Origin of the sequence: Streptomyces sp. UNOC14_S4, from assembly GCF_020740835.1 — a bacterium.
Lineage (GTDB): Bacteria > Actinomycetota > Actinomycetes > Streptomycetales > Streptomycetaceae > Streptomyces.
The window spans coordinates 1-15,370 of the sequence record NZ_JAINFC010000152.1; the positions used below are offsets into that span (position 1 = coordinate 1).

Genomic DNA, 15,370 nt, shown 5'->3' on the forward strand with positions numbered 1-15,370 from the left:
CCGGACCCCCGTGTGGTCGGTTGCGGTCCGTGGTCCCGTTTGTGCCCACCCGTTCCGCCGTGCGGAACGCCTGCCCACAAACGGGAAGGTAGAGCGGAAGGCGCGCCCCGTCAGGGGCGCGGGGAACTGCGCGACAAGCCCCCACCGGACCCGCAGACGCGCGCGGAGCGCAAGAGGCACCCCAATAGGCGCCCCCGGAAACGCTACCCGCGGTAAATCGCCTCGATCTCGTCCGCGAAGTCCTTCGCCACGACGTTCCGCTTCAGCTTCAGCGACGGGGTCACATGTCCCGACGCCTCCGTGAACTGCGCGGGGAGGATGCGGAATTTGCGGACGGACTCCGCCTTGGAGACGGCCGCGTTGCCGTCGTCGACGGCCTTCTGGACGGCGGCGAGGAGGTCGGGGTCCTCCGCGAGGTCGGCGGGGGTGGAGCCGGCCGGCTTGCCGTGGTCGGCGAGCCAGCGGGGGAGGAAGTCCTCGTCGATGGTGATGAGCGCGCCGACGAACGGGCGGGCGTCGCCGACGACCATGCACTCGGCGATCAGGGCGTGGGCGCGGATACGGTCCTCGATCACGGCCGGGGCGACGTTCTTGCCGCCCGCGGTGACGAGGATCTCCTTCTTCCGGCCGGTGATCGTCAGATAGCCGTCCTCGTCGAGGGTGCCGAGGTCGCCGGTGTGGAACCAGCCGTCGGAGAGCGCCTCCTCCGTGGCGGCCTCGTTGTTCCAGTAGCCCTGGAAGAGGTGTTCGCCGTGCAGCAGCACCTCGCCGTCGTCGGCGATCCGCACCACCGAGCCGGGCAGCGGCTGCCCGACCGTGCCGATCTTCTGCCGGTCCCAGGGGTTGAAGGCGGTCGCCGCGCAGGTCTCCGTCAGGCCGTATCCCTCCAGCACCGTGAAGCCGATGCCGCGGTAGAAGTGGCCGAGGCGCTCGCCCAGCGGGGCGCCGCCGGAGATCGCGTGGGTGGCCCGGCCGCCGAGCACTCCCCGCAGCTTGCCGTAGACGAGCTTGTCGAAGATCGCGTGCTTGACGCGCAGCCCGAACGACGGGCCCGCGGGTGTGTCCTGGGCCCGGCTGTACGCGATGGCGGTGTCGGCCGCCTTGTCGAAGATCTTGCCCTTGCCGTCGGCCTGGGCCTTGGCGCGGGCGCCGTTGTAGACCTTCTCGAAGACGCGCGGCACGCCCAGGATGAGCGTCGGCCGGAAGGACGCGAGGTCGCCGGTGAGGTTGCGGATGTCCGGGACGCAGCCCAGCTTGATCGGGGCGAGCATCGCGGCGACCTCCACCAGGCGCCCGAAGACGTGCGCGGTGGGGAGGAAGAGCAGCACGGACGAATCACCCGTGTTGAACAGCGGCTTGAGCCGCTCGACCGCGTTGCCGCACTCCGCGAAGAACGCGCGGTGGGACAGCACGCACCCCTTGGGGCGCCCGGTGGTGCCCGAGGTGTAGACGATGGTCGCGGGGGAGTCGGCGGTCGCGAGCGCGCTGCGCTCGTCCACCGCCTCGTCGCTCAGATCCGCGCCCGCGGCGGTGAGCTTGCCGACCGCGTCGTCCTCGATCCGCCACAGGTGCTTCAGCTCGGGCAGCGAGTCCCGGACCTGCGCCACGGCGTCCTCGTGCGTCCCGGTCTCCACGAGACAGGCGACGGCACCGGAGTCGCCGAGGATCCACTGGATCTGCTCGGGCGAGCTCGTCTCGTACACCGGCACGGTCACCGCGCCCGCGCTCCAGATGGCGAAGTCCAGCAGCGTCCACTCGTAGCGGGTGCGGGAGATCAGGCCCACCCGGTCGCCCGGCCGGATGCCCGAGGCCATCAGGCCCTTGGCGGCGGCACGGACCTCGGCGAGGAAGACGGCGGCGGTGACGTCCTCCCAGTGGTCCTCCACCTTGCGCCCGATGACGGCGACGTCGGGGCGCTGCGCGGCGTTGCGGCGGATCAGATCCGTCAGGTTTCCGTCCGCGGGGACCTCATAGAGGGCCGGAAGGCTGAACTCGCGCAAGACTGCTGCTCCTCGTCGGGCGCCGGCGCCGCCGCGTCGTTGAGGGGCGCTGCGTCGGCTGCGGTCCATGATCAGGCGGGGGGTATTGGACTGCCCGGACGTTACCCACCAGTATGGCTTTCGAATAGGGGGTGGCGCTCAGATGTTCGCTGCGTCACACGTCACCCGGCCGCCCTCCGCACCCTAGCCCCTCCGCTTGGTGACCGGGAAGTAACCGCAGGCCAACAGGGCTCGCGCGGCTTCCTCCGGCGTGCCCGCAGACCCTAGGGTGATCGGTATGCGAGGTGGCTTCAGAGTTCACGTGGTCAGCGACGTGCACGGCAACAGCGAGGGGCTCGGCCGGGCCGGAGAGGGCGCCGACGCCCTCGTCTGCCTGGGTGACCTCGTGCTCTTCCTGGACTACCACGACCACTCGCGCGGCATCTTCCCCGAGCTCTTCGGCGTGGAGAACGCCGACCGGATCGTCGAGCTCCGCACCGCCCGCCGCTTCGAGGAGGCCCGCGCGCTGGGACGGCGCCTGTGGGAGGGCATCGACCGCGACGCCGCCATCGAGGCCGCCGTCCGCAAGCAGTACGCCGAGCTGTTCGCCGCCTTCCCCGCCCCCACCTACGCCACCTACGGCAATGTCGACCTGCCCCACCTGTGGCCGGAGTACGCCGCTGACGGCACGACCGTCCTCGACGGCGAACGCGTGGAGATCGGCGGCCGCGTCTTCGGCTTCGTCGGCGGTGGCCTGCCCAGCCCCATGCGCACGCCGTACGAGATCGACCCCGAGGTGTACGCCGCGAAGATCGAGGCGCTGGGCGAGGTCGACGTCCTGTGCTCCCACATCCCGCCCGACGTGCCCGAACTCTGCTACGACACCGTCGCCCGCCGCTTCGAGACCGGCAGCGCCGCCCTGCTGGAGGCGATCCGCAGGACCCGCCCCCGCTACGCGCTCTTCGGCCATGTCCACCAGCCGCTGGCGCGCAGAATGCGCATCGGTGCGACGGAATGCGTCAACGTCGGCCACTTCGCCTCCAGCGGTACACCCTGGGTGCTGGAGTGGTGACACGAGCCGCGTTGTAGCCTTCAGCGGCAGACATACGAGGCTGCGGGACCGGACCGGTACGGAGGAGCCACGGAGATGGCGGAACACACCAGCTCGAGCATCACGATCGAGGCGACCCCCGCAGAGGTCATGGCGGTGATCGCCGACTTCGACCGCTACGCCGAGTGGACCGGCGAGGTGAAGCAGGCGGAGGTCCTCGCCAAGGACGAGCAGGGCCGCGCCTCGCAGGTGCGCCTCGTCCTCGACGCGGGCGCGATCAAGGACGACCACACCCTCGCCTACACCTGGCCGGGGGAGAACGCCGTCAGCTGGTCCCTGGTCAAGTCCCAGATGCTGCGTCAGCTCGACGGCTCCTACGTCCTGGAGCCGGAGGCGGGCGGGGCGCACACGAAGGTGACCTACCAGCTGACGGTGGATGTCAAGATCCCCATGCTCGGCATGATCAAGCGCAAGGCGGAGAAGGTCATCATCGACCGGGCGCTGGACGGCCTGAAGCAGCGCGTGGAGTCGGTCCACAAGGGGTGACCCACCGGGGGCTCCGCCCCCGGACCCCCGTGCCTACCGGGGTGCCTCTTGCGCTCGGCGCGCGGCTGCGGCCCCGGTGGGGGCTTGTCGCGCAGTTCCCCGCGCCCCTGACGGGGCGCAGTCGCCGGACGGGCATCGGTGACCGAGCTCGTAGGCGGCTTTTAGGGGCGCGGGGAACTGCGCGACCAGCTATAGCGGACCCGCAGTCGCAAACCGGCCTTCCGGGGCATTTCGGTAGGCGCGGGGTCCAGGGGCGAAGCCCCGGAGAGTGCTCAACTTACGGAGGGACACCCACACGTGCGTACGGTCCTCGTCACCGGAGGCGGCGGCGCGGGCCGCACGACGACAGCCGCGGCCACCGCCGTGGCCGCGGCCCGGCGCGGCAAGCGCACATTGCTGCTCACCACCGACCGAGGCCCCGCCCCCGAGGCGGTCCTCGGCACCACCCTGCCCGCACCGTCGGGGCAGGCCCCCTGGACGGAGCCCGTCGAGGTCACCGCCGGGCTGTGGGCCGCCCGCGTCGCCACCGGCGAGCACTTCCAGGACCGCGCCCGCGACCTCCAGGAGCGCGGCGCCTCGCTCTTCGACCTGCTCGGTGCCACGCCCCTCGACCCCGAGGAGCTCACCGAGCTGCCCGGCGCCGAGCCGCTCGCCATCCTGGCCGCGCTGCGCGCCGCGCACGAGGCCGCCGCGTGGGACCTGCTCGTCGTCGACATGCCCCCCGCGCACGAGACCGTGCGCCTGCTGGCCCTGCCCGAACAGCTGCGCCGCTACCTGCGCAGGCTGCTGCCCCCCGAGCGGCAGGCGGCCCGCGCCCTGCGCCCGATGCTCGCCCAGCTCGCCGGGGTGCCCATGCCCGCGCAGAAGCTCTACGAGACGGCGGAGCGCTGGGAGGCCGAACTCGCCGCCGTGCAGGACATCGTGGAGGCGAACGGCACGACCGTGCGCCTCGTCGCCGAACCCGGACCCCTCGCCGTCGACGCGCTGCGGCTCGCCCGCGCGGGCCTCGCCCTCCAGGGTGCCTGGCTCGACACCGTCGTCGCCAACCGGGTGCTCCCCGCGGAGCGCGGCACCGACCCCTGGTTCGCCGGGCCCGTCGAGGAGCAGCAGGAAGCGCTCAAGGTGCTGTACGAGGAGTTCGTCGTCGACGGCGTCCCCTTCTGCGAGCTGCCCCACCTCGGCCGTTCCCCCCGCGGGCACGCGGACCTCGCCGCGCTCGTCGACTCCGCCGCCTCGACGGTCGTCGGCGGCGAGGGCGGCACCGTCGGCCTCGTCGAGGGCGAGGGCCTGGCCGACGAACTCGACGGCCGGCCCGCCCGCCCCGACGGCGACAGGACGCCGGACCCCTGGAGCGTCGAGGACCGGCTCGCCGACGACGGCGTCCTGGTCTGGCGGCTGCCGCTGCCCGGCGCCGAGCGCGACGCCCTGGACCTCATACGCCGCGGCGACGAACTCATCGTCGGCGTCGGCCCGTTCCGCCGGGTCCTGCCGCTGCCGTCCGCGCTGCGCCGCTGCGCGGTCTCCGGCGCGGGTCTGCGCGACGGCGCGCTGTGCGTGCGCTTCACCCCCGACCCCGCGCTCTGGCCACGTACTCCCTGAACACCGCAGGCCCGGTCAGGTAACGTCGGAGGAAACCCCAGCCGCAGGAGTCCGCCATGAGCAGCGATGCCACCGAGCGCCCCGCCCCCGAGGCGGAGGCCGACCGCGATGCCTGGGGGCAGGCGTGCGCCGAGGACCTCGCGGCGGAACGGGCCCGCCGCCGCGCCGCGTACGGCCCGCAGCCCGGCACCGCGGCCGAGGAACTGCGCAAGCTCGTCGACGCCGTGACCGAGAAGGTCGCCGGACTCCAGCTCCCCCTCGCGGGCCTCGCCGCCCAGGACGTCGTCCAGCAGGTCGTCGACCGGGCCCGCACCGCCGTCGAGCCCGTCATCGAGCGCAACCCCGAGGTCTTCGACCACCTCGCCTCCGCGGGCTCGGAGCTCCTCGCCGCCTTCCGCGCCGCCGTCCAGGGCCAGGAGAGCCGCTGGACGCGGGGCGACTCCGCGCAGCACGCCGAGGGCACCGACAGCCGGGGCGCCGGCCCGGGCGACGCCCCCGCGGGCGGCACCGAGCGCATCGACCTCGACTGACCCCCGGTTCCCTGTGAACCCTTGACGGCATGGGGGTGTCACCGTCTCCGGTACGGTGGGTCACGGCGGGGTTCGAGCGAATAACTGAGGGACACATGGGACTCACCATCGGCGTCGACATCGGCGGCACGAAGATCGCGGCCGGCGTGGTCGACGAGGAGGGCAACATCCTCGCGACGTGCAAGGTTCCGACCCCTGCCACCCCCGAGGGCGTCATCGACGCCATCGCGGACGCGGTGCGCACGGTCAGCGCCGACCACGAGGTCGAGGCCGTCGGCATCGGTGCCGCGGGCTACGTGGACGACAAGCGGGCCACCGTCCTCTTCGCGCCGAACATCAACTGGCGTCACGAGGCTCTCAAGGACAAGGTCGAGCAGCGCGTCGGCCTCCCGGTCGTCGTCGAGAACGACGCCAACGCCGCCGCCTGGGGCGAGTACCGCTTCGGCGCGGGCCAGGGCCACGACGACGTCATCTGCATCACGCTGGGCACCGGCCTCGGCGGCGGCATCATCATCGGCAACAAGCTGCGCCGCGGCCGCTTCGGCGTGGCCGCCGAGTTCGGCCACGTCCGGGTCGTCCCGGACGGCCTGCTGTGCGGCTGCGGCAGCCAGGGCTGCTGGGAGCAGTACGCCTCCGGCCGTGCCCTCGTCCGCTACGCCAAGCAGCGCGCCCAGGCCACCCCGGAGAACGCCGAGATCCTCCTCGGCCTCGGCGACGGCACGGTCGAGGGCATCGAGGGCAAGCACGTCAGCGCCGCCGCCCGGCAGGGCGACCCGGTCGCCATCGACTCCTTCCGCGAGCTGGCCCGCTGGGCGGGCGCGGGCCTGGCCGACCTGGCCTCGCTCTTCGACCCCTCCGCGTTCATCGTCGGCGGCGGCGTCTCGGACGAGGGCGACCTCGTGCTCGACCCCATCCGCAAGTCCTTCAAGCGCTGGCTGATCGGCGGCCAGTGGCGCCCGCACGCGCAGGTGCTCGCCGCCCAGCTCGGCGGCAAGGCGGGCCTGGTCGGCGCCGCCGACCTCGCGCGCCAGGGCTGAGCCCCGCCGCACACCGGTCCTCAAGGGGGCGTCCCGTTCGGGGCGCCCCCTTTCCTGGGTAGGGGGAGCAGCATGAGTACGACTGTGCTGCCGGACCTCCCGGCCTCCACCACCGAGCCGGACGGCTCCGCCGTCATCCGGGTGCTGAGCTACAACGTCCGCTCCATGCGGGACGACACGGACGCCCTCGCCCGGGTCGTCCGGGCCTGCGCCCCCGACGTCGTCTGCGTCCAGGAGGCGCCCCGCTTCTTCCGCTGGCGCAAGGCCGCGGCCCGGCTCGCCCGTACGTCGGAGCTGGTGTACGTCACGGGGGGCGCCACCGCCTCGGGGCCGATGATCCTCTCCTCGCTGCGGGCCCACGTGGAGCGCACCGACGACGTGCTGCTGCCCCGCACCCCCGGTCTGCACCAGCGCGGCTTCGCCACCGCCGTCCTGCGCTTCGGGCGGGCCCGGCTCGGTGTCCTCAGCTGCCACCTGAGCATCAAGGACTGGGAGCGGTACCGCCAGGGGCGGCTGCTCCTCGACAAGCTGGCCGCTCTGGACGTCCCGCACGCCGTCGCGGCCGGTGACCTCAACGACCGGCCGGACGGGCGCACGTTCGGCTTGCTCGCGGACGCGCTCCAGGACGCGTGGGCCACGAAGCCGTGGGGGAGGGAGCACACCACCCGATTGGGTGATCCGGAGCAGCGGATCGATGCGGTTTTCGCTACCGCGGGGGTGGAAGTGCTCGGGTGTGGCGTGCCGATGGGGCTTCCCGGCGTTGCCGAGTCCGACCTGCGGTCGGCTACGGATCACCTGCCGGTGCTGGCCGCGCTTCGGGTGCCGGTTTTGTAAGGGGGCGCCTATTGGGGAGCCTCATTCGGCCGGTGCGCGGCTGCGGGTGCGTTGTGGGGCGCCTACCGGGGTGCCTCCTTGCGCGGCGCGCGGCTGCCGGTTGTCTTCGGCTGGTCGCGCAGTTCCCCGCGCCCCTGATGGGGCGCGCCCCGTCGGCTGTGCTTACGCCGGGTGGGCACAACCGGACCACCGGCCGCAACCGACCCCCGGCTCAGACCACCGCTCCCCGGCCCGGGTCGTCATCGTCCTCGTCGTTGTCCTTCATGCGGAGCACCAGCGTCGCGAAGCCGCCCAGGAAGCCGCCGATGCCCAGGGTGGTGATCCACCAGGTCAGTTCCTGGCGGAGCAGGACCATGAGGAGGAGCAGGAAGGGGCCGCCCAGGACCGCGATCCAGGCGAAGCGGGACGTGACGTCGCCGGTCGGGAGCGGTGGCGGCTCCGGGGGGACGAAGTGGCCCTCGTCCGTCTCGTCCGGGCCGCCGTCCTCGGTGGTGCCGGGCGGCGTGCTCCAGTCGCGGGGGCCCACCCCGGGCGCGTAGACGATGAAGCTGCCCGCGGGCCGCTCGGGGGTCTTGTCCTCGGACTCGGGCTCGGGCCCGGGCCCCGGCTCGGGCGCGGCCGGGGCGGGCGGCGGCGGGTCCGGGATGTCGCCGGTGGCGGGCCAGCGGCCCGCCTCGGGGTCGGGCTGTTCGCCGTACGCGGCGACGAGCTCCGCCCAGGCGGCCTCCTCGTCCAGCGGATCGCGGCTCTCGTCGCGGTCGCGATCGTGGTCCGCGTCGCGCTCAGCCACGGGACGCCGCCCCGACGTCACCGACACCCGCCGAGAGCCGGGTGATGAACGCGTACGTCTCCTCGAAGATCAGCTCGGCGTCGTGGTCCAGCGTGGCCACGTGGTAGCTGTGCTCCAGCAGCCGCTCGGTGACGTCCCGGGAGGAGACCCGGGCCAGGATGCGGGCCGAGTCGGCGGGCGGCACGACGTGGTCCTCCGGGCTGTGCAGGAGCAGCAGCGGCTGCGTCACCTGCGGCAGCTCGCCGTCCAGCATCCGCAGGAAGCCGCGGAAGGAGTGCGCCGCGTGCAGCGGCACCCGGTCGTAGCCGACCTCCGCACCGCCCGGTTTGGCGATGTCGCTGGCGATACCCTTGGTGGAAGGCACCAGGTGGCGCAGGACGGGCAGCGCCCGGGCCGACAGGCCGTGCACCTTGTTCGCCGGGTTGACCAGGACGATGCCGGAGACGGCGGCCCCGTGCTTCGCCGCCAGCCGCAGGGTCAGCGCCCCGCCCATGGAGAGGCCGCAGACGAAGACCTGGGAGCAGTGCTCGCGCAGCTCGCCCAGCGCCCGGTCGACCTCCGCGTACCAGTCCTGCCAGCCGGTGAGCTGCATGTCCTGCCAGCGGGTGCCGTGCCCCGGCAGCAGCGGCAGCGAGACGGTCAGGCCGCGCTCCGCGAGGTGCTCGGCCCAGGGCCGCACGGACTGCGGGGAACCGGTGAAGCCGTGGCACACGAGGACGCCGACCTCTCCGCCTGAGTGGCGGAACGGCTCGGCACCGGGGAGGAGCGGCACCGGGATCTCCGATCGGTGGAAGGGGGAACGGAAACGGGAAGGGGCCCGGCCCTCAGCGTACGCGGAGCGCCGCACGGCGGGTAGGCAGGTTAAGGTCTCCTCGTCACTACAGGAGGTTCTCGGTTGTTCTACGGCGCTATGAAGCTGTCCATCGGCGGGTCGCTGAAGCTTGCCTTCCGGCCGTGGGTGGAGGGCTTGGAGAACATCCCGGCCGAGGGGCCCGCGATCCTCGCGAGCAACCACCTGTCGTTCTCGGACTCCTTCTTCCTGCCCGCGGTCCTCGACCGCAAGGTCACCTTCATCGCGAAGCAGGAGTACTTCACCTCCCCCGGGGTCAAGGGCAAGCTGACGGCCGCGTTCTTCAAGGGCGTCGGCCAGCTGCCCGTGGACCGTTCGGGTGCCCGCGGGGCCGGTGAGGCGGCCATCAAGAGCGGCCTGGAGGTGCTCGCCAACGGCGAGCTGTTCGGCATCTACCCGGAGGGCACCCGCTCCCCGGACGGCCGTCTCTACCGCGGCAAGCCGGGCGGGCTCGCCCGGGTGGCGCTGCTCTCCGGCGCCCCCGTGATCCCCGTCGCCATGATCGACACCGAGAAGGTGCAGCCTCCGGGCAAGGTCCTGCCCAAGATGGTCCGTCCGGGCATCCGGATCGGCGAGCCGCTGGACTTCAGCCGCTACCACGGCATGGACGGCGACCGCTTCATCCTCCGCTCGGTCACCGACGAGGTCATGTACAAGATCATGGAGCTGTCGGGCCAGGAGTACGTCGACATCTACGCGACCGCCGCCAAGCGGCAGATCGCGGACGAGGCGAAGCGCAAGGCGGAGGAGGAGAAGGCGGCCAAGGCCGCCGGCCTCGACAAGGCGGAGAAGGCGGAGAAGGCGGAGAAGGCGGAGAAGCGGCCCGAGGCGTCGTAGCGACGCCCGGCCGGGGGGTTGGTCGATGACATCGCGCAGCGGCAAGCCGCGCGTCGTACGGATGTCGGTGGAGCTGCCGCTGTGGCGCGCCCTGACCGGCTACCGCATCCTGACGCTCGGGTACGCACTCGCACTGTTCCTGATGAACTACCGCGAGTACGCCCATCCGCTCGGTGGCGCGCTCTACATGGGCGCACTCACCCTGTGGATGCTGCTGACCTGGAACCGGGTCACCTCGCCCGAGCGCTGCACCAGGGGCTTCCTCGTCGCCGACCTCGCCATCGCGCTGTCCGGCATCCTCCTCACCGCCGTCGTCGACTCCGCCGAGCGCATCGACGGGGGCGCGGCCACCCTGCCGTCCATCTGGGCGGGCGGCGCGGTCCTGGGCTGCGCCATCAAGGGCGGCTGGCGCTGGGCGATCGTCGGCTCCACCCTGGTGGCCGCCGCCAACCTGGCCGAGCGCGGCGGCCCGGCCCGCGACACCGTCCACAACGTGCTGCTCGTGTGGGTGTCCAGCGTGGCCATCGGCTACATCGTGGAGGTCGCGCGGGCCAGTGAGCGCACGCTTGCCCGGGCCCTGCAGATCGAGGCGGCCACCCGCGAGCGGGAGCGCCTCGCCCGCGACATCCACGACAGCGTCCTCCAGGTGCTCGCCATGGTGCAGCGCCGGGGCACCGCGCTGGGCGGCGAGGCCGCCGAGCTCGGTCGGCTGGCGGGCGAGCAGGAGATCGCCCTGCGCACCCTCGTCGCCGGGGGCCTGCGCCCGCAGGGCACCCCGCGGCAGCGGGCCGACGACGCGGAGCTCGTACGGGCCGTGACGCCCCCGCCGCGGGCCCCCGAGGGGCCGTGCGACGTGTCGGCGCTGCTCGCTCCGTACGCCGGTGCCGCCGTCTCGTACGCCGGGCCCGGCACGCCCGTGCTCCTGGAGGCCGCCGCGGCGACGGAGCTGGCCGCCGCGGTCGGCGCCGCCCTGGACAACGTCAGGCAGCACGCGGGGGAGAGCGCGCGGGCCTGGATCCTGCTGGAGGACGAGCCCGGCGAGGTGATCGTCACCGTACGGGACGACGGCCCGGGCATCGCCGAGGGCAGACTGGCCGCGGCCGAGAAGGAGGGCCGCATGGGCGTCGCCCTGTCCATCCGCGGCAGGCTGCGCGATCTGGGCGGCAGCGCCGAGCTGCTGTCCGTGCCCGGTCAGGGCACCGAAGTCGAACTGAGAGTCCCACGGGGGAAGACGGCATGAGCGACGAGACGGAGCGGACGGAGCAGATGGAGCAGGCGGCGGACGGCGTGCGCGACGCGGCGGCCGTGCGGGTCATGGTGGTCGACGACCACCCCATGTGGCGCGACGCCGTGGCCCGCGACCTGGAGGCCGCCGGGTACGACGTGGTCGCCACCGCGGGCGACGGCCTCCAGGCGGTGCGCCGCGCGCGGGCCGTCACACCCGACGTCCTGGTCCTCGACCTCAACCTGCCCGGCCAGCCCGGCGTCGCCGTCTGCAAGGAGCTCGTCGGCGAGCTGCCCGGCCTGCGCGTCCTGGTGCTCTCCGCCAGCGGCGAGCACGCCGACGTCCTGGAGGCCGTCAAGTCCGGCGCGACCGGCTATCTGCTGAAGTCGGCCAGCACGGCGGAGCTCCTCGACGCCGTCCGCAGCACGGCCGCGGGCGACCCCGTCTTCACGCCCGGCCTGGCCGGCCTGGTCCTCGGCGAGTACCGCAGGCTGGCCGCCGACCCCGCCCCGGCCGCGCCCGACGAGCCCAAGGCGCCCCGGCTGACCGACCGCGAGACCGAGGTGCTCCGGCTCGTCGCGAAGGGCCTGTCCTACAAGCAAATCGCCGAGCGTCTGGTTATTTCCCACCGGACGGTGCAGAACCATGTTCAGAACACCTTGGGCAAGCTCCAGTTGCACAACCGCGTGGAGCTCGTGCGCTACGCGATAGAGCGAGGTCTCGACGGCGCCTGACCCCCTTCCTGCGGCCGGGCGGCGTCCCGGCGGAAGGGAGAAGCGTCATGCGGGTCGGAATGCTCACCGGCGGCGGCGACTGCCCCGGGCTCAACGCGGTCATCCGCGCCGCCGTCCGCAAGGGCGTGCAGGACTACGACTACGACTTCATCGGCTACCGCGACGGCTGGCGCGGGCTGCTCCAGGGCATCACCGTGCCGCTCGGCATCCCGGCCGTGCGCGGCATCCTGCCCCGCGGCGGCACGATCCTGGGCTCGTCGCGCACCAACCCCTTCAAGACGGCCGACGGCGTCCGCCGCATCCGGGAGAACCTGGCCAAGGACGACGTCGACGCCCTGATCGTCATCGGCGGCGAGGACACCCTCGGCGTCGCCGCCCGGCTGCACGCCGACCACGGGGTGCGCTGCGTCGGCGTGCCCAAGACCATCGACAACGACCTCTCGGCCACCGACTACACCTTCGGCTTCGACACCGCGGTCAACATCGCCACCGAGGCCATCGACCGGCTGCACACCACCGCCGAGTCCCACATGCGCGTCCTCGTCGTGGAGGTCATGGGCCGCCACGCGGGCTGGATCGCCCTGCACTCCGGCCTCGCCGGGGGCGCCAACGTCATCCTCGTGCCCGAGCAGCGCTTCGACCTCGACGAGGTCTGCGGCTGGGTCACCTCCCGCTTCCGCGCCAGCTACGCGCCGATCGTGGTCGTCGCCGAGGGCGCCATGCCCAAGGACGGCGACCTCGTCCTCAAGGGCGCGGCCGCCCACGACTCCTTCGGCCACGTCCGGCTGTCCGGCGTGGGGGAGTGGCTGGCCGAGGAGATCGAGGCCCGCACCGGCAAGGAGGCCCGCACCATCGTGCTCGGCCACGTACAGCGCGGCGGGACGCCCAGCGCGTTCGACCGCTGGCTGGCGACCCGCTTCGGGCTGCACGCGATCGCCGCGGTGCGGGACGGTGACTTCGGCCGGATGGTGGCGCTGCGGGGCACGGACATCGTCCGTGTGCCGCTGACCGACGCGACGGCCAGCTTGAAGACGGTCCCGCACCTCCTCTACGAGGAGGCCAGGACTTTCTTCGGCTGAGTGCGCAGGCCGCGCCCCGTCAGGGGCGCGGGGAACTGCGCGACCAGCCACGACGCGACCTGTGGCCGCGCGCCGAGCGCAAGAGGCACCCCGGTAGGCGCGGGGTCCGGGGCGGAGCCCCGGTCACACCAGTACGGCCACCAACAGCTCGGCCACCAGCTCCGCCCCCGACAGCGTCAGAACCGACTCCGGATGGAACTGCACCCCCGCAAAGCCGGGCCCGCGCAGCGCGTGCACGTCACCGCTGCGCGGATCCCGGCTCACCGCGACGCGGTGCATGGCCAGCTCCTCCTCGGCGTCAGCCGAGCAGCGCGCCGTGAACGTGTTGTAGAAGCCGACCGTCTCCGGCCGTCCGAAGAAGTCGATCCGCTCTTGGGCACCCTGGTACGGCACGTCCTTCCGGACGATGTCCAGGCCCAGCTCCGCGGCGATCAGCTCATGGCCCAGGCAGACACCCAGCAGACCGTGCCGGTGGCCGCGCAGCAGGTCCGCCGCCAGGGAGCGCAGGAAGCGCATCTTGGGGTCGGCCGCGTCGGACGGGTCGCCCGGCCCGGGCCCCAGCACCACCGGGCCCTCGTGCGTCAGCGCGGCCTCGCGCAGCCCCGGCTCGTCGTAGCGCCGCACGGTCACCGTCAGCCCCGAGGTGCGCAGCAGGTGCGCGAGCATCGCGGTGAAGGTGTCCTCGCCGTCCACGACGAGCGCGTGCCCGCCGGTCCCGGCCACAGCCGGGCCCGGCGTCCGCATCCGCAGCCAGAACGGGGCCAGGTCCTCGCGGCGGGCGTCCAGCGCGGCCCGCACCTCCGGGTCGTCGGCGAGCCGCACGGCCGGAGTGGCGGCCGGGTCCCGGCGCGCGGGGCGCACCCCGAGCGCCGCCAGCACGCCCGCCGCCTTGGCGTGGGTCTCGGCGACCTCGCCGTACGGGTCGGAGCGCCGCACCAGCGTGGCCCCGACCGCGACCCGCAGCCGGCCGCGCCGGTCGATGTCGGCGGTACGGATCAGGATCGGCGAGTCCAGGGTGCGGGTGCCGCCCGCGTCCCGGCCGATGAGCGCGAGCGCGCCCGCGTAGTAGCCGCGCCCCTCGCCGCCCCGCCCCCGCGGCTCGTAGCGCTCGATGACCCGGCACGCGTTCTGCACGGGGGAGCCCGTCACGGTCGCCGCGAACATCGTCTCCCGCAGCACGTCGCGTACGTCCAGCGAGGTGCGCCCGCGCAGCTCGTACTCGGTGTGGGCCAGGTGCGCCATCTCCCGCAGCCGCGGCCCGACGACCACGCCGCCCATGTCGCCGACGGTGCACATCATCTTCAGCTCCTCGTCCACGACCATGGACAGCTCCTCCACCTCCTTGCGGTCGTGCAGGAAGGCCAGCAGCCCCTCCCGGTCGGGGCCGCCGTCCGGATAGCGGTACGTGCCGCTGATCGGGTTCATCACGACGGTGCCCCCGGCCATCCGCACATGGACCTCCGGGCTCGCGCCGATCAGCGTCCGGTCGCCTGTGTGCACGACGTACGTCCAGTACGCGCCGCGCTCGCCCGCGAGCAGCCTGCGGAACAGCGCCAGGGCGTCGGCGGCGCGGAAACCCTCGATCTCGCCCTCGAAGGTCCGGCGGATGACGAAGTTGGCGCCCTCGCCGGTGCCGATCTCGTCCTCGATCACCCGCTCGACGATCCGCGCGTACTCCTCGTCGGACACGTCGAAGGCCCCGCCCTCCACCCGCACCTCGTGCGCGGGCAGCGCGGCCAGGACCTCGGCCAGCGGCAGCTCGTACGCCTCCGCGGGCAGCAGCACCGCCAGCGGGGTGCCGTCGTCGCGGACGTCGAAGCCGCGCTCGCGGATCTGCCGGAACGGGACGAGGGCGAGCGCGTCCAGGGCCGGGCCGCCGCCGGGCGGCGCGCACGCGGGCAACGGGATCCCGGCCAGGCTCGCGACCTCGGTCACGGTGCCGGTCAGCAGCTCGACCACGTCGTCGGGCCGGCCGGGGGTGCGGCGGTGCAGCAGGGCGAACGGCGGGCAGGCGGGGGTGGTCAGCTGGGCGAGGAGACCAGGGATGTCGCCGGTCATGGGGTTCCTTCCGGTGAGGGAGAGGAACGGCCGCGGATACGCCGAAGGCCGCCCCTCCGGGCGGCCTTCGCGGTGCGACTTCGGTGTACGCGCGATCAGTGGGCCGCCGGTCGGACGGTCCACCACCAGAACTTGCCGGTCTGCGCGTACATGCCCCGCACCCTACCCGACCGCGGCCGCCAGGCGACGGATCCCGGGGACGGCGGGGAAGCGCGTACGGG

14 protein-coding genes are annotated in these 15,370 nt (G+C 73.3%); 10 read left to right on the forward strand and 4 right to left on the reverse strand.

Annotated features, from left to right (window positions below):
• Positions 1-203: 203 nt before the first annotated feature.
• The gene (locus K6I34_RS15970) at positions 204-2,000 is read right to left on the reverse strand and encodes a long-chain fatty acid--CoA ligase (protein WP_229326630.1); all 1,797 of its coding nucleotides are present in this window, start codon (positions 1,998-2,000) and stop codon (positions 204-206) included.
• A 277-nt stretch (positions 2,001-2,277) separates the two neighbouring features.
• On the opposite strand from K6I34_RS15970, the gene K6I34_RS15975 reads away from it, so the two are divergent.
• The 6 genes from K6I34_RS15975 (at position 2,278) to K6I34_RS16000 (ending at position 7,576) form a co-directional block, all read left to right on the forward strand.
• Positions 2,278-3,051, forward strand: a complete 774-nt coding sequence (locus K6I34_RS15975) for a metallophosphoesterase (protein ID WP_229326632.1) — start codon at positions 2,278-2,280, stop codon at positions 3,049-3,051.
• A gap of 75 nt (positions 3,052-3,126) precedes the next feature.
• Positions 3,127-3,576, forward strand: a complete 450-nt coding sequence (locus K6I34_RS15980; RefSeq protein WP_229326634.1) for an SRPBCC family protein — start codon at positions 3,127-3,129, stop codon at positions 3,574-3,576.
• A 297-nt stretch (positions 3,577-3,873) separates the two neighbouring features.
• On the forward strand, positions 3,874-5,175 hold the full coding sequence (locus K6I34_RS15985; RefSeq protein WP_229326636.1) for an ArsA family ATPase: 1,302 nt from the start codon (positions 3,874-3,876) through the stop codon (positions 5,173-5,175).
• A 56-nt stretch (positions 5,176-5,231) separates the two neighbouring features.
• Positions 5,232-5,705, forward strand: a complete 474-nt coding sequence (locus tag K6I34_RS15990; RefSeq protein WP_229326637.1) for a DUF5304 domain-containing protein — start codon at positions 5,232-5,234, stop codon at positions 5,703-5,705.
• Positions 5,706-5,800: 95 nt separating this feature from the next.
• A complete protein-coding gene (locus K6I34_RS15995) occupies positions 5,801-6,742 on the forward strand; it encodes an ROK family glucokinase (RefSeq protein WP_121797840.1) in 942 nt (313 codons plus the stop codon).
• Positions 6,743-6,814: 72 nt separating this feature from the next.
• Positions 6,815-7,576, forward strand: coding sequence for an endonuclease/exonuclease/phosphatase family protein (locus K6I34_RS16000; protein ID WP_229326640.1), 762 nt, complete (start codon positions 6,815-6,817; stop codon positions 7,574-7,576).
• 211 nt (positions 7,577-7,787) lie between these two features.
• Here K6I34_RS16000 and K6I34_RS16005 read toward each other — a convergent pair whose 3' ends face one another.
• Positions 7,788-8,366, reverse strand: coding sequence for a hypothetical protein (locus K6I34_RS16005; protein WP_229326642.1), 579 nt, complete (start codon positions 8,364-8,366; stop codon positions 7,788-7,790).
• Complete coding sequence (locus K6I34_RS16010; protein ID WP_229326644.1) at positions 8,359-9,138, reverse strand: carboxylesterase; 780 nt, start codon at positions 9,136-9,138, stop codon at positions 8,359-8,361. Before K6I34_RS16010 ends, K6I34_RS16005 begins: the two co-directional genes overlap by 8 nt.
• A 123-nt stretch (positions 9,139-9,261) precedes the next feature.
• Here K6I34_RS16010 and K6I34_RS16015 point away from each other — a divergent pair, with 123 nt between their 5' ends.
• Genes K6I34_RS16015 through K6I34_RS16030 form a run of 4 tightly spaced genes read left to right on the forward strand, consistent with a single transcriptional unit; the run spans position 9,262 to position 13,091 of the window.
• On the forward strand, positions 9,262-10,053 hold the full coding sequence (locus K6I34_RS16015) for a 1-acyl-sn-glycerol-3-phosphate acyltransferase (RefSeq protein WP_229326646.1): 792 nt from the start codon (positions 9,262-9,264) through the stop codon (positions 10,051-10,053).
• A 25-nt stretch (positions 10,054-10,078) separates the two neighbouring features.
• Positions 10,079-11,293, forward strand: a complete 1,215-nt coding sequence (gene macS / locus K6I34_RS16020) for a MacS family sensor histidine kinase (RefSeq protein ID WP_229326648.1) — start codon at positions 10,079-10,081, stop codon at positions 11,291-11,293.
• A 26-nt stretch (positions 11,294-11,319) separates the two neighbouring features.
• Positions 11,320-12,012, forward strand: coding sequence for a response regulator transcription factor (locus tag K6I34_RS16025; protein WP_229326661.1), 693 nt, complete (start codon positions 11,320-11,322; stop codon positions 12,010-12,012).
• 47 nt (positions 12,013-12,059) lie between these two features.
• The gene (locus tag K6I34_RS16030) at positions 12,060-13,091 is read left to right on the forward strand and encodes a 6-phosphofructokinase (RefSeq protein ID WP_229326650.1); all 1,032 of its coding nucleotides are present in this window, start codon (positions 12,060-12,062) and stop codon (positions 13,089-13,091) included.
• Positions 13,092-13,214: 123 nt separating this feature from the next.
• Here the strand turns inward: K6I34_RS16030 and K6I34_RS16035 are convergent, their stop codons facing one another.
• Entirely contained in the window at positions 13,215-15,149 is a 1,935-nt protein-coding gene (locus tag K6I34_RS16035) for an anthranilate synthase family protein (protein WP_229326659.1), read from the reverse strand.
• Positions 15,150-15,370: the final 221 nt, after the last annotated feature.

Bases quoted from the DNA above. Each gene is read 5' to 3' on its own strand.
- K6I34_RS15975 (WP_229326632.1), top strand. From the start codon at position 2,278: ATGCGAGGTGGCTTCAGAGTTCACGTGGTCAGCGACGTGCACGGCAAC.
- K6I34_RS15980 (WP_229326634.1), top strand. From the start codon at position 3,127: ATGGCGGAACACACCAGCTCGAGCATCACGATCGAGGCGACCCCCGCA.
- K6I34_RS15990 (WP_229326637.1), top strand. From the start codon at position 5,232: ATGAGCAGCGATGCCACCGAGCGCCCCGCCCCCGAGGCGGAGGCCGAC.
- K6I34_RS15995 (WP_121797840.1), top strand. From the start codon at position 5,801: ATGGGACTCACCATCGGCGTCGACATCGGCGGCACGAAGATCGCGGCC.
- K6I34_RS16000 (WP_229326640.1), top strand. From the start codon at position 6,815: ATGAGTACGACTGTGCTGCCGGACCTCCCGGCCTCCACCACCGAGCCG.
- macS (WP_229326648.1), top strand. From the start codon at position 10,079: ATGACATCGCGCAGCGGCAAGCCGCGCGTCGTACGGATGTCGGTGGAG.
- K6I34_RS16025 (WP_229326661.1), top strand. From the start codon at position 11,320: ATGGAGCAGGCGGCGGACGGCGTGCGCGACGCGGCGGCCGTGCGGGTC.
- K6I34_RS16030 (WP_229326650.1), top strand. From the start codon at position 12,060: ATGCGGGTCGGAATGCTCACCGGCGGCGGCGACTGCCCCGGGCTCAAC.
- K6I34_RS16035 (WP_229326659.1), bottom strand. From the start codon at position 15,149: ATGACCGGCGACATCCCTGGTCTCCTCGCCCAGCTGACCACCCCCGCC.